This is a genomic window from Flavobacterium sp. (genome assembly GCF_046317795.1).
Classification (GTDB): domain Bacteria; phylum Bacteroidota; class Bacteroidia; order Flavobacteriales; family Flavobacteriaceae; genus Flavobacterium.
This window is the reverse complement of sequence record NZ_JBKCVI010000011.1, coordinates 22,633-39,929: the sequence shown is the minus strand read 5'-3', so window position 1 is coordinate 39,929 and position 17,297 is coordinate 22,633. Positions and strand designations below refer to the sequence as shown.

17 protein-coding genes are annotated in these 17,297 nt (G+C 29.8%); all 17 read right to left on the bottom strand.

Translation table 11 applies throughout. From position 1 onward, the window contains the following. The 17 genes from ACK5ON_RS00650 to ACK5ON_RS00570 all read right to left on the bottom strand — a co-directional run bounded on the left by ACK5ON_RS00650 (position 1) and on the right by ACK5ON_RS00570 (position 17,288). Positions 1–804: an FkbM family methyltransferase gene (locus ACK5ON_RS00650; RefSeq protein ID WP_409818926.1), complete on the bottom strand. Its 804-nt coding sequence runs from the start codon at positions 802–804 to the stop codon at positions 1–3. After that, positions 801–1,943, bottom strand: a complete 1,143-nt coding sequence (locus ACK5ON_RS00645; RefSeq protein WP_409818924.1) for a glycosyltransferase family 4 protein — start codon at positions 1,941–1,943, stop codon at positions 801–803. Before ACK5ON_RS00645 ends, ACK5ON_RS00650 begins: the two co-directional genes overlap by 4 nt. Before the next feature lies 1 nt (position 1,944). Further along, positions 1,945–2,505 carry a serine O-acetyltransferase gene (locus ACK5ON_RS00640; protein ID WP_409818922.1) on the bottom strand — a complete coding sequence of 187 codons (561 nt, stop codon included), beginning with the start codon at positions 2,503–2,505 and terminating at the stop codon, positions 1,945–1,947. A 4-nt stretch (positions 2,506–2,509) separates the two neighbouring features. Then, the gene (locus tag ACK5ON_RS00635; RefSeq protein ID WP_409818920.1) at positions 2,510–3,910 is read right to left on the bottom strand and encodes a UDP-glycosyltransferase; all 1,401 of its coding nucleotides are present in this window, start codon (positions 3,908–3,910) and stop codon (positions 2,510–2,512) included. Positions 3,911–4,298: 388 nt separating this feature from the next. Further along, entirely contained in the window at positions 4,299–5,015 is a 717-nt protein-coding gene (locus ACK5ON_RS00630) for an FkbM family methyltransferase (RefSeq protein ID WP_409818917.1), read from the bottom strand. 68 nt (positions 5,016–5,083) lie between these two features. Next, positions 5,084–5,302 (bottom strand): hypothetical protein, encoded by a 219-nt coding sequence (locus tag ACK5ON_RS00625; protein WP_409818915.1) that lies wholly within the window; start codon positions 5,300–5,302, stop codon positions 5,084–5,086. 73 nt (positions 5,303–5,375) lie between these two features. Further along, positions 5,376–7,148 carry an asparagine synthase (glutamine-hydrolyzing) gene (gene asnB, locus ACK5ON_RS00620; RefSeq protein WP_409818912.1) on the bottom strand — a complete coding sequence of 591 codons (1,773 nt, stop codon included), beginning with the start codon at positions 7,146–7,148 and terminating at the stop codon, positions 5,376–5,378. Between the two features lies 1 nt (position 7,149). Continuing rightward, positions 7,150–7,845, bottom strand: a complete 696-nt coding sequence (locus ACK5ON_RS00615; RefSeq protein ID WP_409818909.1) for a cytidylyltransferase domain-containing protein — start codon at positions 7,843–7,845, stop codon at positions 7,150–7,152. Beyond that, positions 7,845–9,005 (bottom strand): UDP-N-acetylglucosamine 2-epimerase, encoded by a 1,161-nt coding sequence (gene neuC / locus ACK5ON_RS00610; RefSeq protein WP_409818906.1) that lies wholly within the window; start codon positions 9,003–9,005, stop codon positions 7,845–7,847. Before neuC ends, ACK5ON_RS00615 begins: the two co-directional genes overlap by 1 nt. Then, on the bottom strand, positions 9,002–10,009 hold the full coding sequence (locus ACK5ON_RS00605) for an N-acetylneuraminate synthase family protein (protein WP_409818904.1): 1,008 nt from the start codon (positions 10,007–10,009) through the stop codon (positions 9,002–9,004). The genes neuC and ACK5ON_RS00605 overlap by 4 nt, the downstream gene beginning before the upstream one ends. Before the next feature lie 66 nt (positions 10,010–10,075). Then, complete coding sequence (locus ACK5ON_RS00600; protein ID WP_409818902.1) at positions 10,076–11,281, bottom strand: hypothetical protein; 1,206 nt, start codon at positions 11,279–11,281, stop codon at positions 10,076–10,078. Positions 11,282–11,286: 5 nt separating this feature from the next. Beyond that, positions 11,287–12,222 carry a glycosyltransferase family 2 protein gene (locus ACK5ON_RS00595; protein WP_409818900.1) on the bottom strand — a complete coding sequence of 312 codons (936 nt, stop codon included), beginning with the start codon at positions 12,220–12,222 and terminating at the stop codon, positions 11,287–11,289. Positions 12,223–12,237: 15 nt separating this feature from the next. After that, the gene (locus ACK5ON_RS00590; RefSeq protein WP_409818898.1) at positions 12,238–13,125 is read right to left on the bottom strand and encodes a glycosyltransferase; all 888 of its coding nucleotides are present in this window, start codon (positions 13,123–13,125) and stop codon (positions 12,238–12,240) included. 504 nt (positions 13,126–13,629) lie between these two features. Further along, positions 13,630–14,571, bottom strand: a complete 942-nt coding sequence (locus tag ACK5ON_RS00585; RefSeq protein ID WP_409818896.1) for a glycosyltransferase family 10 domain-containing protein — start codon at positions 14,569–14,571, stop codon at positions 13,630–13,632. A gap of 138 nt (positions 14,572–14,709) precedes the next feature. Then, entirely contained in the window at positions 14,710–15,588 is an 879-nt protein-coding gene (locus ACK5ON_RS00580) for a glycosyltransferase family 2 protein (RefSeq protein ID WP_409818893.1), read from the bottom strand. Beyond that, on the bottom strand, positions 15,552–16,331 hold the full coding sequence (locus tag ACK5ON_RS00575) for a glycosyltransferase family 2 protein (RefSeq protein ID WP_409818891.1): 780 nt from the start codon (positions 16,329–16,331) through the stop codon (positions 15,552–15,554). The genes ACK5ON_RS00580 and ACK5ON_RS00575 overlap by 37 nt, the downstream gene beginning before the upstream one ends. Positions 16,332–16,415: 84 nt before the next feature. After that, positions 16,416–17,288: an FkbM family methyltransferase gene (locus ACK5ON_RS00570; RefSeq protein WP_409818889.1), complete on the bottom strand. Its 873-nt coding sequence runs from the start codon at positions 17,286–17,288 to the stop codon at positions 16,416–16,418. Between the last annotated feature and the right edge of the window lie 9 nt (positions 17,289–17,297).

Sequence of the window (17,297 nt, the reverse complement as noted above, 5' to 3'; positions counted from 1 at the left end):
TTATTTCAAATTTAATCCAGCAAAAGTTATGATTTCTGTTCCTCTAAAATGAATTGTTTTACAAGGATAATTCATATTATTAAAAAATTGCTCCACTTTTATATAGGTTTGTTCTCCATTAACAACATGATAGGAAGCAATTGCAAAATTTGGTTTCAAGGTTTTAATTGTTGCTCTACAGCCATCAAGTGCTTCTATTTCAGCACCTTCAATATCCATTTTTATAAAATCTAGTTTGTTAATATTTTTATTGATAACCCAACTATCAATGGTAACAGCTTGCTTTTTTACACACTGCTCACTATCAGGTTTCCATACCGCTGAGGAACCAACAGTGCCAGCTTCATAAAAATCAATTAATTCATTTTTATCCCAAAGCAATACCTCTTCAATAAAAATATTATTGGGCAAATCAGGATTTAAGATTATATTTTTAGTAATTCTCTCTATGTTAAATTTATCGGGTTCAAAAGCAAATATTTTTCCAATTGGGCCAACTAGTTTTGAAAAGAAAATAGATAAATGACCACAATTAGCTCCAGCATCAATTATAACATCATCTACCTTCACTTTATAAAAATGTTGATAATAATTAAAATCGTCTACTATTGGGTACAAAGCTTCATTTGTAAATAATGAAAGTCCACTAAAGGTTGTTTTGTATGCAACTGCTCCACTATTAACTGCTAATTCAAATACAACATTTTTTGGCTTAAATAAACTATAGTAAAACAATTTAACTTGCTCTTTTGTATTTCCTTTTGGGATTAATTTGCTTATTATCTTTTTAATTGCTTTTTTCATTGGAGTATTTTTTTGTAAAAATTAGCGCTTTGTTTGGCAACTACTTCGATACTAAATTTTTGCATTACTTTTTTTCTGGCTTCAATACCAAATTGATGTCGTAAAGCTTCATTTTCTAATAACTGAATTATTTTTTTTGCATAGTTTTCGTGGTCTTGTGGATGTACTAAAAATCCATTAACGGTATCATCAATAACCTCAGTTGCCCAACCAATATTAGAAGCCACTATTGCTTTTTGTATCGCCATCGCTTCTATCCAAGAAACAGGCAAAGCTTCGGCAAATGTAGGGAAAACACAAACTGTGGAAGTAGATATATATTCCTTAATTTTATCATAGGAAACGCTTCCTAAATAAGATACATTTTGCATTGCTTCAACGCCAAATAAAGGTTGCATCATCTCCCAAGTGGAAACATTTTTAGTCAATATATCAGAAGCATCTCTTCCTATCAAAATTAATTTTGCTTGCTTATTGTGTTTATAAACTTCGTTGAAAATCAATGGTAACTCCAATGATCCTTTTTTTCTAATCAAAGTTCCAAAATAAAGAATCGTGTTTTCCTGAACAGCAAGGGAATTATCCTTTGAAAATTTGTCGGTATCAATGCTATTTGGAATAATTTTAAAATTTCTATTTAGTGAGAATAATTGTTTAGTAACTTCAGCTGTATATTGACTCACGGAAAGTAAAGCATCTGCATTTTGCAATGCTCTTTGTTCATGAAACTTATTTAAAAACTTTACTGGTCTTTTATCCAAGTGACAAAAATAAGTATCAGAACCATTTAGTCTAATTACAACAGGACAATTGGGTTTAATTCTTGAGGTTATTCCAGTCCAATCTGGTGCTTCAACAAGGTCAAGATTGTTATTTTTTATCAAAAGATTAATAATTTTTTCAATCTTCTTTTGTGATAGAAACCTAGAAAACCCTTTAACTTTTATATTATTAATCCTATAATAAGTAATATCATTTTCAACAAAAATGGCATCTTCCGATTGTCCATAAACCAAAACAAAGACTTGATGTCCAGCTTGGGTTAAACCTCTTGATAAATTGCAAATACTGGTTCCAATTCCTCCAGACGAACCCATTTTTGGGTGTGGAAATTCGGATGTTAGAAAAGCAATTTTCATCTTAATTTGAATATTCGTGAATGTAATAAGAAGACAAATCTTTATCTAAGAGTATCATTTTTGAAGTTAACACAGTTTTTCCATCAGCAATAGTATCTGTAACAACAGCATTGGCACCAATAGTAACATTATTACCAATTGAAATATTACCAAAAACACAAGCATTAGGACCAATAAAAACTCGATTACCAATAGTTGGAACCCCTTTCTTTTCACCATAATTGCTTACTCCAATAGTAATTCCTTGAGAAATGTTACAATTTTCTCCAATTATGGCATCTCCATGAATAACTATATTACCAAAATGACCAATATAAAAACCCTTTCCTATTTGTGTTCTATAAGAAATATCGAAACCATATTTTACTTTTAACCTTCTTAACCAATAGAAAAAAAAATAGAATAGTAATCTATTTTTTCTTCTATAATTTTGGGCCAATCTAAAAATAGTCATGAACTTTAATCCAGGAATCGGATGAGAAATAAAGACAAAGAAGAGTGTTCTAAGGTTTATTTTAGAAAGGTTATATCTTTTAAAATCTTCTAAAAGTATATTTTTCACCTTACTACTTCTTTAATATTGAATCAATAGCATTCCATATTCTTTCGGAAGCATTTTCTGGTGGATGTTGATTGATTATATCAAACCATTTTTGAGCATCATGAACAATTTTAGTCTCATTAGAGTTCAATAGACTTTCTATTATACTTTCAATCTCTTCTGGAGAATTTAACCAAATTACAGAGTCTTTTGTTGGCATTGATCTGAAATGAACGAAATTATATATTTTTCTAACAGACCAATTTGGAAATTCTTTATTGACAACATCATAATTTATAAATGCACAAGGTTTCTTGAAGGAAACAAAATCAAAAACCATTGAAGAACCTAAATTAATGACAAATTCAGAATAAAAAATAGTATTCATTTGAAGTATCAAATCTTCTTTTGTTGGCAAAATTGCATTCCAAGTATCACCAATATTTTTCCATTTTGGATTTATACTGACTATGATATCTTTGTATTCTTCCAATACAGTATCATATCTACTTGAGAAATCAACAGGACAACGACGGAAAATAACACCAAGATTTTCACCTTTTAAATTTAGTTTTTCAACTGCTTTTGCAACATCCAATAAATATTGAGGATCATTGGGTGAAGTAGTAACATCATCACCTGAAAAACAGATATATTTTTTAGATAAATCTAAACAATATTCTTTGAAAAATGTTTCCATAGAAACTATAAACTGCTCATCAAAATGTGGTTCAAATTGTGGTGTTCCTGTTATAAAAATTTGATTTTCATTTATATATGGATAATAATATTGAAGTTCTTTTTTCATATGTTCACTCCAAACAAAATAGAAATCGGTTTCAATAATCTTAGTTCCTTTTGGTAAATTATCCCAAGAAAAAATAAATGTTGCAGTTGGAATTCCTAAATCTTGTGCTGCAAGAATAGAGGAAACCGCTGAAGTAATTCTTTGATTGGTACAAAATACAACGGTTGGTTTTTCCTCTTGAAGTGTTGCCAAACTATCAAAATATAATTTAGTTTTCCTTTCGTGCAACTTAATTTTATTTTTAATTCTATTAATTCCTTTTGAAGAATTGTTCCAAAATATAATCCAATAAACAATTCCTACTTTGATAACTTCTTTTAGATTTCTTTTTGAAAAAGGAAATCGATACGAATCGTATATTTTATTTTTAGCTCTTTTAATATTTAAATTTAATTCAATTTGAATTTGAGCTTTTTTATAAAAATCTGTTAATGGATGAGTCTTAGGTTTATCAATTTTTATTTCATTAAAACCTAAAGTTTCCAAATTAAATGGTGTTGCATTCCAAAAAGTAATGTCAAATCCTTTTTCTGATCCGATTTTATGGAAATTTGTGAAAGCAAAATTCTTTAATCCGATGCCGTCAGGAAGCAAAATAAATATTTTTTGGTGCTGCATGAATTATTTAATTGAAACTTCAAATATCTTGAATTTATGATGAAAATAAAAGTTTATTAGGATGAATTATGAAACAAGATTTTGTTAATACCAATAGTCAATTCCCTATATTTCAAAAACTCTAAATTATAGTCATTTAAAATTTATTGAAAAGCTTTTCGCCATTGAAATTTATGATTAATTCCAATGGAGATACGTTTTGTGATAGTCATATTAATAAAATCTTAATTACGATTTGTAAAAACTTCTTCATTCATAAAAAATATTTATAAATAAAAAAAAAACAACTGAAATATTTAAACTTTACAAAATTGGTTATATAAATTCAAATATTGAAACTTGATTCACATTATTATAGTTTTTCTATTTAAAAACTATGCTATTTATGTCAGGATGCAGAAAATTTTTTATATACTCTATGAATAAACGTATTGAATTTCCAAATTTTTAACCGAATCTTGATACCCAAAGTAAGTTGAGTATTGCTTATATAAACATCATCTAACTCTAATTTATAAAGCAATATAAAATTATGTTTTAATAGAAAATTTTTTATTCTTTCATCGTTATAATTGTTTTCAATTACAACTGCATTTACATCTAATTCACTAAAATTGAAACTAGAAACTATATCAAACTCATTACCTTCAGTATCTATTGAAATAAAATCAATTTTTTTATTTTTAAGCATTTCAATACTGCTTAGTGTAATCATTTCTACCAATATTTCATTACGCTTTCCTCCTTTGTTTGCAATATCTTTTTCTATTCTTTGAATATGACGTTCATCATAACTTTCAGAAATTCCGCTCAACATTTCGGCATAACCTTCTATTTGTGTGAACTTAATAGTTTTGTTAAAAGCTCCTATGCAAACATTAAGGTTTGTTGATTTTCGAAAAGAATTTAACTTTGAAAAAACAGACGGATTGGGTTCAATACATATTCCATTCCAATTATTAAACCTTTCAAAAAATAATGAATTACTATATGATATACCGTCATGTGCACCAATATCAATAAAAAAACCCTCTTTTTTATTATTAAAAATAACTTCATTCAAGAATTTATCTTGACTGCATTGTGAAAAATAATTTTTTTTCATTATTTGTATTCTTTTAAATTCCATTTACAATTCATCTCCCACCATTCTTCATTAACATCATTATTTTTTCAATCTTCTAAATTCTCCCAACCCTTTGCAACTAAATAATAATTTTCATCTAATAATTCTTTAAATCCAGACTCACTATCATCTCCCAAATAATAAATATTATCATATTCATTTTTTAATGTTTCGCAACTTATACATCCAATTTTATTTTTATAATAGCCGATATTGACACAAAAAATTAGAAACAAATTAATTACTTTTTTCTGTATAAAAACCATCTTTCTATAGATTGTTTATGATGAACGATATCCCAAATTCGTTCATTAATACAAATAATTAATTTACTATGGACTAAACTTTAACCTTAAGTAACTCATATAAACTTATACATTGCCAAATGTGAAAACTAGATTGACAATTGCCATTTAAATAAAGTTGCAATTCCTTTTGTAATTCTTTACTAGAAAACCATTCTGAACAACTTGAAATTTCAATACCATCAAAACATTGGCTTACCCAAGCTGATAAATCCTCTGAAAGCCATTCGCGTTGGGGTGTTTGTAAGGCGCGTTTTGGTGCAAAAACCAAATCACTTGTCAAGTATTCCAAAGCGATTTCACGCAGCATATATTTACTTTGTCCGTTTCTAATTTTAAAATCTAGTGGTAATGAAAAAGCAAATTCTACTAAACGATAATCCAAAAAAGGTTCACGCAACTCTGTGGAATGCAACATCGAAATACGATCATTAAATCGTAAAGCTCTTGGTATCTTGGTGTAAAATAAATCACGATATTGTTTATTTAAAACTTCATCTTCAAAGGGTTTTGGATAATTTGGCTTAATTGCTTTTGCCAAAAATGAATTAGAAAGCATTGCTGTTTTATAAGGAGAACCAGTTACACCTTGAAGTATTGCTTCATTTTCTTGAGTATAATAATCATAACCCGCCCACTGTTCGTCCATCCCTTGACCATCAAGCAAAACGAGAACTTTGTCAATACGCGCTTGTTCAAATATTTTAGCATATGCCAAGGTAGGAATTCCACCATAAGGTTCGTCTTGTTGTAAAGACATTTTTTCTACTAAATAGGGAACTTCATTGGCTTGTAATAAGACTTTTTCTAATGGATTATGAGTAGTAACAAGCATCTTTTCTACCCATGGTAACTCGTCATAGTCCGAATTATTGGTATAAAAAGTATAGGCCTTTATCGCTTGTAAAGCAATAGAATTTTCATTTTGAACTTGTTGAATTTCATTATCACACTTTTCATTGCTTTTACTAGTTATTTGTAAATTGACCATCGCCAACAAAACCGAACTATCTAAGCCACCACTTATAGTAAAACCAACAGGAACATCAGCTCGGAAACGTAAATTAATACTGTCTTTTAAAAGAGCTATATAGTGTTTTTTAGCTTGTTCAAAAGACAAATTTTTAGGTTGTTTAGCAACTTCGTCTTCAAAGCAGTACCATTTTTGAATAATTACTTGATGATGTTTGAACTCCAAAAAGTGTCCGCCAGGCAATTGTGAAATACCTTCCCAAAAGGTTTCATCTGGCATTCCATAAGTGCCAAAGGCAAAATAAGAAGCCCATACTTTCTCATTGGGATTTTTTTCAATTCCAGTAACATGCAATGCTTTTATTTCAGAAGAAAAATAAAAAGAATTATTATTAATGCTATAATAAAAGGGTTTAACACCAAACCTATCTCGGGCTGCAAAAAGTGTTTTTGTCTGATTGTCCCATATAGCAAAAGCAAACATACCGTTAAGTTTATGCAAACATGCTACACCATAAACAATAAATGCTGCCATTAAAACCTCAGTATCCGATTCGGTTTTGAAATCATATTGATATTGTAAGGTTTTTCTAATTTCTAGATAATTATAAATTTCACCATTAAAAATCAAAATATAACGACCCGAATTATCTTTAAAAGGTTGATTAGATTGTGATGATAAATCTATAATAGCCAAACGATTATGACCTAAAACAGCAAACCCTTCATCTTTGTATTTTCCAGTAAAGTCAGGTCCACGATGATGTTGACTTGAAAGCATAATATCTAAATTAGCTTCCTTATAATCTCCAATAATTCCAGCTATGCCACACATATTAAAACTGGATTTGGGTAAGTAATTTTTCGGCGGCTTCCCAATCTTTCATGGTGTCAATATTCACATAAAATTTTGGATTACTTTCTATATAGGCGATGGATTTTCCATAAAAACTACCATTTTTAATCACAGTTGTTTTCGAAATATAAACAGCACCATCGCGATGAAATGCTTTGGGCAATTCTTGTCGTCTCGGAATAATAGTTTCCTCGCCTGTAGCAATTTTCAATAATCCGTTCTCACATTCTTCAAAAGCCCAATGTGGATTATACTCATGTGGAATGGGTAAGACACTAACTAAACAATCCGCTTTAGAAGTAATAAATTTTTCAATAGCTTGATCAATAAAACCTTTTTCTCGAAAAGGGGTTGTGGGTTGTAACAAGCAAACGGCGTCAAAAAAAATATTTTGACTTTCAAAAAAAGTAATAGCATGTTGCACTACTTCAAGCGAAGTTGAATTATCTTGAGCTATTTCGTATGGACGAATAAATGGTGGCTTACATCCAGCTATTTCGGCCGCAATAGCTATTTCTTGATCGTCTGTGGAAATAACTATTTGACTTATAAGTTTTGAATTTTTGGCACCATCAATAGTATATTCTATCAAAGGTTTTTTACCAAGAAGTTTGATGTTTTTTTTGGGAACACCTTTGGAACCACCACGTGCTGGTATTAATCCTAAAATCCTCATTAATACGTTATCGTTTTATGAAACTGTAAAGGCAATTCTATTAGTAAGGCTGCAATATGTTCGCCCGCATTTCCACCACCATAAACATTGGAAGTAGCTCTATTTTCAGTTTTCAATAAAGATTCGACAGCAGCAACAATTTCATTTTCGTCGTAGCCAACATCGACGACATTTGTGCCTCTATCTCGACGATTTTGACGTGAACCTATATTAACAGTGGGAACGCCAAGATAAGTACATTCTCTTATACCGACACTTGAATTACCTATCAAACATCGGGAATTATGTAAAAGATTTAAAAAATCTTCTCCTTCCATATTTTTGAAAAAATGGACATTTTCTAGGGTATACTTTTCTCGGTAAGAACGAATTCCAGTAGAAGTTCCGTCAGCACCAGCATCAACATTGGGCCAAAACCATAAGGTTGGTTTGTTAATTTTTTGGATAGCCCGAAGTGTTGCCTCAATATGTTTACGGGAATCTTGGTATTCATTAGTTACAGGATGTTGCATCACAACGATGTAGCCATTATTCAAATTGGGTTGTGAACCTACTCCGCCATATTTTTCATAAGGATTGAAAGTCAATTTACTATTTTTAGCAACTTCTTGTGCAATATCTATGGAAGGGCAACCAGTATTGAAAACCATTGCTGGATTTTCTCCTAGTTGAATGACCCTTTGTTTGGCATTTTCAGAAGCAACAAAATGATAGTCTGCCAGTTTGGTTATAGCATGTCTCACCTTTTCATCTATGTTTCCTGTTACTTCTCCACCTTGAATGTGTGCCAACGGAATATTCATATAAGAAGCAGAAATGGCAGTGGCCATAGTTTCAAATCGATCGGCTACTGTTACTACAATATCTGGGCGAAGGTTATCAAAAACAGTTGACAATTCCAGAATACCAATGCCTGTTGTTTTGGCAGCAGCAGTGAGATTTTCCCCTTCCAATACGTTAAAAACTTTGGCAGCAATTTCAAAACCGTCTTTTTCAATAAAATTCACAGCACTTCCATATCTATCGAGCAAGGCAGATGCAGCCACAATCAATTGCAACTCCAATTGAGGATGTTTTTTAATAGCCGATAAAACAGTTTTAACGCGACTATAAGATGGTCTTGCTGTGATGACAACAGCTATTTTTCTTTTGGCACTCATACTAAATCTTCTTCATTCAAAAAATCCCATTGGGACTTAGGGTTTTTCAATGTGCGCCCAATGACTTTTTCAAAATCGGTGGCGGAAATTCCATATCCCTTTGGTTTTTTACTTTCTAAATCATCAAAGGTAATAAGATGCCCTTGTGGTAAATCTTTATTGATGGCTAATGATTTTTCAAAGATGGCTTTTAATTCTCCAAAACTTTCATTAGTATTCTTATCTATCGGATTAGAATTGGCAATATAAATTTCGTTTACCGCTTCTACTAATAGCTTAGTTTCTTCCAATGTTAAAGATGCTTTAGCATCAGGACCAAACATATCACGATGAAAAACCACATGGAATTCTAAAATTTCAGCGCCTAAAGCAACTGCTGCAATTCCTGTTGCTATTTTGGCGGAATGGTCCGAAAAACCAACAGGTACTTTGTATCTTTGTTTTAATTCTGAAATGATATTAAATCCGTATTGTTCTGGTTTTGTTGGATAAGCTGTGGTGCATTGTAAAATAGAAAAATCAACTTTTCTTTGCTTCAAAAATTCAACTGTTTTATCTAACTCTTCAAAACTGCTCATTCCTGAAGAGATAATAACTGGTTTACCTGTTTGAGCAATTTTTTCTAATAAAAGAAAATTATTCACTTCACCAGAACCAATTTTATAGGTATGAACACCAATTTCTTCCAACCAATCGACAGCTAGATTACTAAAAGGAGAACAAATAAAATCTAGTTTTACCTCATCGCAATGTTGCTTAATCCCTGCCCATTGAGCTAAAGTAAATTCCATTCGCTTCCAATAGTCATAACGAGTAGCATCTTCTCTGGAAAATGACACTCGAAACGGTTCGTGGATGCTACTTTCTGCTTCGGCTATGTGCATTTGGAATTTAATAGCATGAACGCCTGTTTTCGCCACAGCATCAATATAGGAATGAAGTATTCCTAGACTACCATCATGAGCTTGGGCAATTTCGGCAATTAAATAGGGTTTTTGGTTCATCAAAAAATCAGTTGAAATGGTAGTAAAAATAACTAAAATGAAAATTGATAATAACTTTTATTTGATTTAATTTGCTAAAATTTCATTTAGCGATTTTTTAAAATTTTCTAAACTAAAAAAATCCCCAAATGGATAAACGGGTTCATTTGAATGCAATCTGTCGATGATTAAATTTTCCAATTTTGTTTTTATTTCTTGTTTGTCATTACTGTTGGCAATAAACCTGTCATCTGTAATAATATTTCTCAACTCACTTCGGGCTGGGGAAAGTGAAAGTATAGGTTTTTTAATTTCCGCTAAAAAAGGTGCTTTCCCCACTAAAATATTGCAATATAATGGACCATTTTCTAAAATAATATTAATGTCAGCAATATACTTTTGCTCATAGCAGGAGTTAGAAAAATTTAAAGTTTCTAACACTTTTATATTCGAAATACTTTCGTATTTTTTAGCTAATTTTTGTAGTTCACCCCATTTTAAACGGAGCACAAATTCGGTGTTTTCTTGAAATAAAATATTGTTTTCTATCAATTCCTTATAGGCGTCTAATAGAATTTCAATATTTCGGCCAAATTGAATAGCGCCATGATAGGAAATGGTAACTTTTTTATTTTTTGGCAAGACAGCTGCATTATCGGCCAAATCAAAGACCGCATCAGCATATTGATGTGGTAGTGTGTAAAATTTTTTTCTTGTTCCGTAAAGAAATTCCAAATCATTTGACATATGATGCGCAGAACTCATACAAGTTTTTGATTGTTCAACTACTTTAAACATGGTTTTCATTTGAAATAGTTGAAGTCTTGTCAACTCTTTATTAGAACCAACATACCAAAATAATGGATAGGGATCGTGAAAATTAACTATAGCTTTTTTGAGTATTGGTAAATCCTTTGTACCTAAAATAGTTTCGTGAGCTAAACCTGCACTCCTAATAAAAATATGGTCATAACTCGCATATTCAATCTTGCTGATGTAAGAACGATAAACGTTGTTGATATATTCTACAACCAAAGAAACTCCAGATAATCTCCAATAAAATCTGTTGATTAGTTTGGTAAAAAAAGGTACATTTAAATTTAGAATGTGCGTTTTTATAGAATTAACAGGTAATAAATGCAATTGATCATCGCTTTCATTCTGCTTAAGGTAGACAACATCAATAATTGCATTAGCATATGCCTCTCGCAATTTTGACAAAAAAGATCTTGAAATTATACCTTGACTGGTCCCAGAAACTTTAAGATCTTGCTCAATTATTAAAAATTTCATTTGATTTATTTAAAAGATTTTCTAAACCTATACAAACGTAACCTAACAGGCAAAACAAGATAAAAAAACTGCCACTTGTAATGTTCCAATTTAGAAAGTTCAAGAATAGTTAAAATTTTTTCAAATAAAGCATATTCGTTAAAATTAATTGAACTTGCAATAAAATAACGTTTTATAGAATAGGTCAATAACTGCTTTTCTTTTAAATTTTTGACAACTAGTAGAATCGCACTAACATAGGATTCTCTTCGAATTGGGTCATTATTATAAAATTCTCCCGTATTAGAATTTTCATGTTTTCTTCCGTAAAATAAACATTTATCAATAGAAACACCCTTAAATCCTGAGGAAACAATTCTTGAATACAATTCCCACTCTTCAGCATACATTAATGTTTCAATAAATTTATTTTTTTCAAAACAGGCTGATTTCCACATCACTGCACAAGAATTAAAAGGAAGTTCATTATTTATCATTTGTTCAATATCAGTCTTATCAATAAAAAAAGAAGTATAGTTTTTTGAATAATCAAATTGATAGTTAAAGTCTCCAAAAAACACATTTCTTATATACCTACAAAAAGAAATGGATGAATCATTAAGTTCTTGAACACATAATTCTAAATTTTGAGGATGCGGAATATCATCATCATCAAAAAAGATAATATAATCACCTTTGGCTAAATCAAGTCCATTATTTCTACAACCTGGTAATCCTTTTAGGTATTTATTGTCTCTATTTAAATATACAAATCGTTTATCTTCATCAATAATGGGCTTAATAACTTCCTTTGTATTATCGGTTCCTCCATCATCAATAATAATACATTCCCAATCTATGAAAGTCTGATTTTGTATAGACACTAAGGTTTCAACTATAAAATGCGACCTATTATAGGTCGCCATAATTATGGATACTTTAGGATTATTAGTGTTTTCCATTTTTGATAAATAAAACTATTTTACTTTCAATCTCATGAATTTCTTTATTGAACCAATGTTCATATTAATTGTAAAATGCCACAAGAGAAATAATCCTTTGTTGAAATCGAAAGATTTTAGATTTTTTAGCTCCGATTGGTATTTTCGTAAAATTTTGATGCGTTGCTGTTTGGTATAATATGTTGACTTTTTTGTGATCAAAAAAGTGTAAAACTCAATAAGCGATTGACTTTTTAATGCAAGATTATCTTTTCTCCCCGTAATATTTAAATCAGACAATCGCACACAAACGACACTGTCATTAATTGAATAAATGGGTTTTTGTTCTGAAAAATCTAACCAAGCTCTATCATCACTATTCCAAGCAAGTGGATAGTTATAAAAATGATGTCTTTCATAAGATGCTTTCAAAAAAACGTATTCAGAAAGTGAACTTCTGGTCAATTTTTGAAACTTTCTATAATAGGCATCAGTAGCGTTTTCCCATACTGGATGATATGAAATTGCGGCTTTGTAATTTTGTTTTTGGACAATGGTTCGAGAAGCAAATCTAATAAGATTAGTTTTAGTATTGAAAATTGAGTAGTGAATATAAAATTGTTCTACAACATTATCAGTCAAATAATCATCATCGCCTAAAATCATTATCCACTGTTCGTTATTAGTCATTGCAATACAACGTTCCCACTGTTTAACCAAATTTGTTCCTCCCATATTATTTTCAAAGCGGTGATACACAAATTCAAATTCATTTTTGAATTTATCTAATAGCATTGAAGGGTTTTCAGGACTTGCATCGTCTCCTATATATACTGTAACTCTTTTATCAGTTTGAGCAGCTAATGATTGTAATGTCTCTTCAAAAAAAGTGAGTTTGTAATAAGGAATTACGATAGCTAGCATTTGTTTTATGTTCATTAAAAAAAAACTAATTATTGTTATAAGTTAGCAGTGCACAAATAAATTTAAAAATCCATAAATAGTTTCATTTAAGTTAGAAAAAAAAGATTTTTAAATTAATACTTTATCTTTTTAATCTTTTAAAAAAAACTTTGTTTAACCCGTTGGGGGTAATTATTAAAAACGTCAGTTCGATGATAAAAGTGTTTAAGTCTTAATCGAACTATGAGTTTTACTCGGAGTGATTCTTAGTTTACTTAAACACTTTTCTCTTTTCTAAATTTACCTAAATTTATTAAAACAAATCTAAAGGAGTGTTTTTTGTGCATCTCGTCTTTTGGGACTAGAGGAACAAAAAATGACTAGAGGCAGTAGCCGAAATGAGCGAAGCTAATCGAGAACCGTTTTTAATGAAATTTTTCTTGTTCTGTCATCCTGAGTGAAATCGAAGGACGATTTTCTATCGAAAATCACTCGAACTGACGAAAAATTATCATCAAAAACTAATTACACCCAACGGATTTTGTTTAATAAACTTTTTTTTATTTTCAATAGTCTTAATTTGATGATGTAAATCTTTGACCAAAATTGTTGTGCAATTGGTTTTTTTGGATTTTCTATAAATTCAGTTAATATATTTAACACTATTTGATGTTCTTCCTCATGAGATATTTTATTTTCATTAAAGGTTGGTTGCATCAACATTTCGATAGCAATAGTATCATTTTGATCAATCTCTAAAATTGTATCAATTAATTCTTTTTCAGTATTAAATTTATTATAATCAATGAATCGCTTTTCATTAAAATCTTTATCAACTAATTTATTTCCCCAATAAATAGGTATACAATTTGTTGAAATAGGTTCTAATATTTTTTCGGTAGTATAGCCATCATTTGAGCTATTTTCAAAAGAAATTACAAATTTATAATCTTTTATAAAATCAATTTTATTAGCTACTCTTCCACCCACATTATTCAAAACTGATCCACCAGAGTCAACTTGTTTAACTTTATTAAGAGTATGGAAAAAAGCAATTCTTTCAGGGCAATTTGGGTTTGAAACCACCATGCAACAAAATTTAGATTTATTTTTCCATATTTCAACAGCTTTTGCTTTATTTTCTATGGTTTGTAGAGAATTTAGCATGTTGTGGTGGTCAATATACAAAGAGTATAATGGCAATCTAAAATGTTTTTTATGATAATCATATTGGAAAGAAAAAGCAAAATCACAACCCAAGTAATCGGGTTTTATATTTTCACCAGTGTAAAATATTCTGGTACAATTATACTTTAAATAGTCTTCTCCAAAACAAGAGTAAAACAATAAATCTGGATTTTCATCTATAATGATCGTATATTTCTTACTCAATAAATTAAAAAAATAATTATTTGATTTATCGAAACCTGTCCAAAAATCAACAAAATTTATTTTGATTTCACTCATTTGAAATATATTGATATTACTTTATTATTCAAAGCAATAATCGTATTAATTTTATATTGTTACAATGTTATTATGAGATTTTACTCAATTTAAAAATTGGATACCAATTACTAAAATTAGGGAAATAGATAATATTGATTAATTTCTTTTATAGGTTTTAAAGATACTAAAACCAAAAAAAGTAACAAAAAACAAATCGATTACAAATTTCTTGTTGTTTACTTTAAATTTCAATTCAGACTTTGCATTTTTAGCATTGAGATGTAAATGAATGAAAGAGCCCAATTGTGCAACAAAAAAATCGGGATGTTTTACACTTAGATATTCATGCAACTTTTTCTTTTTTTCTTTATCCAAAACTTGAATCATAGAGTTTTCTTTAATCCTATAAAAAAAACCAATAAAATCTATTCTTTTTACATTTCCTCCATTTTTTAATATCGCTATCCAAAACTCCCAATCTTCAAAACCATATAACATATTGACATCATAACCGCCTACACGAACCCAATCGCTTTTTTTATACATTGCCGAGCAAAAAATCATGTTCTCAACAGCTAAAGCTTTCATTGAGAAGGGTTTTAATTCCCATAATCCATGCTCATTTCCAAATTTTTCAGCCTTACAATAAACAATACTCAAGGAAATATCCTCAAGAAAATTTTGTAATGCCAAAGCAACATAATTATGTGAAATTCTATCATCAGCATCTAGCGGAAGTATATAATCTCCATTTGAATGCTGTATGCCAAAGTTTCTGGCGCTACTTAAACCACCATTCTCTTTTTCAAGATAAATAAAGCGATTGTCATTTTCAACCCATTTTTTGGCAAAAAAAGCGGTATTGTCAGGACTTCCATCATTAACAATTATACATTCCCATTCTGAATAGGTTTGGTCTAATACAGATTGAAGACACTCGTCAAGATACTGGGCTTGTTTGTAGCATGGTACTATGATGGATACTTTTGGAATACTCATTAAAACTTGTGAATTAAACCCAATTTTACCAACCAAGCTATTTTTTTTGAATTTCTTAACCCTGAAACAATCGTTCTCAATTTGTTTAATTCTTTTAGATCTGCAATAAGATTTTTGAAATCTGAATTTAATACCTCTTCTCGTTCGTCAATTTGAATTTTTTGATTAGATAAATTAGAACTTATCCCATCTAAATAAAACACCGAAAGTGTTTGATTTACGCAAAGGTACGTACAGTTATATTTGAACAATGCTACTAAAAAAAATTTCCAATCAGACACAATTGTAAGGTTCTCATCATACAAACCTATTGTTGAAAATAAACTTGCTTTTATCATAGTTGATGGATGAGGCAAAGAACCCATAAGAAAATCAGAAAAGCACAGTATGTGTGGATAACTAACAACCCTAGATTTTATATCTTCTACAAACTGTATGTCAAAATAAATCAAATCAAAATCAGCTATGAGGTCATGGTTTTGTTGAAGAACGGTTGTACTAAAAAAACAATCACCACTATTCAAAAAAAGTAAATATTCGCCTGAGGCTTTCTCAATCCCTTTGTTCATGGCATTGTAAATACCCTTATCTGGTTCACTCACCCAATAATCAATATTTTTATCATAAGATTCAAGTAGTGCTTTACTCCCATCTGTACTTCCTCCATCAATTATGATATATTCAAAGTCCTGCCATGTCTGATTAATAACACTTTCGATGGTTTTTTGTAAACCTACTTTATTGTTATAATTAATAGTGATTATGGTAAGTTGTGGCATTCTATTATTGAAAATTATAATTTAGTAAACTAATAAAACGATTTAATATTTCTTATTTATTAGTTGTTTTGTTAAAATTTTTACCTAAATATTTTTTATGGCTACTAAATTGTCGTAGGGATAGTATAATTTTTTTTCTTCTAAGACTAATTCTCCTTTTTGTAATCTATACCATGTGTAACCATAACTGTTCATTATATCGTATATCTCATGAACTGGATAACCCGAATTAAATGTATTTTGTTCAGTAAATTCAACCATAACAATAGGATTAAAATTTATTAAAAAATCTTTTGCTCCTTGTAAAACAAATTTTTCCCATCCTTCAACATCAATTTTAACTAATTTAATTTTGGATTTATCAATATCGCTCAACTCGAAATCTAATGTTGAAACAGGAACTTTAATTGAAAGTTCTAATTTATTATCTGCACTCGGCGAAAAGGAATTCCATGCATCATATCCATTATTTGAAACATAAAATGCTAATTCACCTATAGAGTCAGAAAGGCCTAAGTTTCTAACATCTAAATTATTATAATTATTAATTGTAACATTCTCTTTTAATCTAGTATATGTCAAGGGAGACGGCTCAAAACATATAACCTTACCTTCGTTACCTACAATCTTTGATGCTATTAATGAAAACAAACCAATATTTGAACCAATATCAACAAAAACATCTCCCTTTTTCAAAACTTTGCACATATAATCAGTTTCGTCTTTCTCAAAATTATTCCAAATCAGTCTAGATAAAACACTATCTTTATATAAATTAATTTTGGCATAGTCATATAAGTTATATTCGAAAAAATCTTTCCCATTAAACAAATTATTCCATTGTTTATTAGCCACTTGTTTTAATTTGTCATCTTGTCGCTTTTGAAAATTTCTCATTAGTGATGAAATTTTTCCTGCTATGGAATATAAAGGTCTTTTTAAAATGTGTTTATACATTAGGATAGT